This window comes from Haloferula luteola, assembly GCF_014201715.1.
GTDB classification, from domain to species: Bacteria; Verrucomicrobiota; Verrucomicrobiia; order Verrucomicrobiales; family Akkermansiaceae; genus Haloferula; species Haloferula luteola.
In genome coordinates this window covers 1-2,159 of the sequence record NZ_JACHFD010000066.1, presented here as the reverse complement: position 1 = coordinate 2,159, position 2,159 = coordinate 1, and the positions used below count along the sequence as shown (strand labels likewise).

Annotated in this window: 2 protein-coding genes; both read left to right on the top strand. The window is 56.1% G+C overall.

Going from position 1 to position 2,159, the window contains the following annotated elements:
- Positions 1-118 precede the first annotated feature (118 nt).
- Positions 119-781: a hypothetical protein gene (locus HNR46_RS20450; protein ID WP_184022554.1), complete on the top strand. Its 663-nt coding sequence runs from the start codon at positions 119-121 to the stop codon at positions 779-781.
- Positions 782-880: 99 nt separating this feature from the next.
- A complete protein-coding gene (locus HNR46_RS20445) occupies positions 881-1,471 on the top strand; it encodes a hypothetical protein (protein ID WP_184022552.1) in 591 nt (196 codons plus the stop codon).
- Positions 1,472-2,159 lie beyond the last annotated feature (688 nt).

Genomic DNA, 2,159 nt, shown 5'->3' with positions numbered 1-2,159 from the left:
TACCCGCTCCGAGTCGAAAATTGACTGGTAGGTTCGAACCTGCCACATTGTCGCTGGCTGGCGCTCCCGGTAGCGGGTGGGTGGCCTCTAACGTTAGCCAGAAAATTTCCATGCCTCTATGAAGACACTCCGCCTTAGCATCGATGGACAGTGGACCGCCGCAGATTTTGCGGCCTCTTTGACAGCACTGGATCAGATATACTCCACGATGGCTGTATTGCGCTTGGAAGAAGAGGCCATCCACGATACCGAGATGATGTATCGCGAGTTGAGAGAGTTCGGACCATTTCCGTTCCACCCAAAGATGATGGGACGCCATTTGAGACGCATCATGCGAGCTCAGATTCCAGCGATGATTGTTCCAGATGTGCGGCTGTTGAAGATTGACGATCTTGGGCACAGCTTTCAGATTCTCGAGCCATCTGAGAGATTGGCTGTCACGCGCCTTCAGTTTGCCTCACCGGGATTCAAGGACCTTGCAGGATTGGGCGAGGTGATCGGGCACCTCAAGGATTTCATGATTCACCTGATTGACCTCTATTCGAACCGTCGCAAACGGAATCTAGAGTGCGATGTGATGGAGGCGGAGCTCAATAGCAAGCGGGCAGAGAACGCAAAACAATTGATAGGCATAGCCAGAGAGCTTGGATATACAAAGGCGGAAATGCGTAAATTGTTTCTCCACATCGATAAGAATCAAGAAGCTCTTATCCAGTTTGTCTCCACGGGTCGAATCACAGACGCCACCATCCGAGAATCCAACAACGATAAGAACGGCTAACAAGTCAGTGGTGGCAACGGCGGACAAGCTCGCTAGTTCGCTTCGCTCTGGACGCCTTTTTCCCGCCGTGCCACACTTCAAACGTTGTGCTGAAAATTGATGCGCAGGTGGCTCCAAAGAGGCTTTAAGCTGTTGTCCTGGCTGATCGTTGCCGTCGCTGCGATCTACTTTGGGCTTCTTGGTGGCTGGCGCGACGCGACGCTTGGACGATTTCACCGCAAGGCTTTCGAGCTGTTCGGGAAGACTGAGGGCATATCGAAGGTTGAAGTATTCCTGCTGATGGGTGAGGACGCGGATGAGCGAGAAGAGACTTTTCCGATTCGCCCCTATGGATCCGACGATCCGATCTACGGGCGAGTCGAATTGACTGGAGACGAACTTGAGCACTTTCTGGAGCTATGGAGCTATCAAGTGCCAAGCTATTGGAATCAGGCCCTGTGCCACGAACCGGCCTACGGATTCCGTCTTTACCGCGGGGGTCGGCTTGTTGGAGAGACATCGATTTGTTGGGAGTGCAGCAATTTCTATGTGACTGCTTACCCTGGCATGTCGGGGTGGTATGGCTTCATCGCCGAAAGCAAGAGTGCGAAGGATCTTCTGGCATTCTGTGATGCGCGTCTGCCCTACAAGCGTTCCGAACCTCGCCCCGAAGAAAACAAGGCAGAACAAGGCGGCGCACCTAGCCGCTGACCCGCCGCGAGTCGAAATTTTACCGTGAATACAACCTTTAACCCCGAGTCGAAGTGGCGCCGCCGGTCAGCGGCAGGTGGTCTTGGACGTTGTGCTGAAGTTTAGAGCACGGTGTTCCGGGGTTGATGATCCTGATGGCGGATGGATTGGGGCAGGTCGGAAGCGGCATCGCGTTCGGGCACTCGACCGGTGCTGGCCGAGATGGCGCGGAGATTCACTGGCGGGCCGCTGACCGGGCGGATAGGTTTCTGAGGCACGTCGCTTTGCGGCAGCCTCTCGTCGCTATTCGGCAGCGCAGCTCGGGGCGTCGGACTAGCTGTGGGCAGCCAGTCTCTCCACGACCCTGGCCACGCGGCACGGCGGTTTCGCGAGCGTTGCTGAGCGAACCGGCAAGGCGACCCACCGCAAAGCACAACAAGTCGAATCAGGGCGACCCCTCAACGCGGCCTTGTAGGAAATCCGAGTTGGTGGTTCCATGCGGCAACGAGGACAGCGCATCCGCCATGAGGGTCGGGTCGCCTGTTCTCTGACGTTCGCCCCGAAAGTAGTGCCTCTCGCAGCGACATTCCCCGGCAGACCGGATGTCCTCGACCTAGTTCTACTTAGTTAAATTGGTGGGAATTCCGGTCCGTCCGTTCCATCGGCGCTCGATATCTGCCTTGCGTTTCCGGTGCCGATGATGGATGCG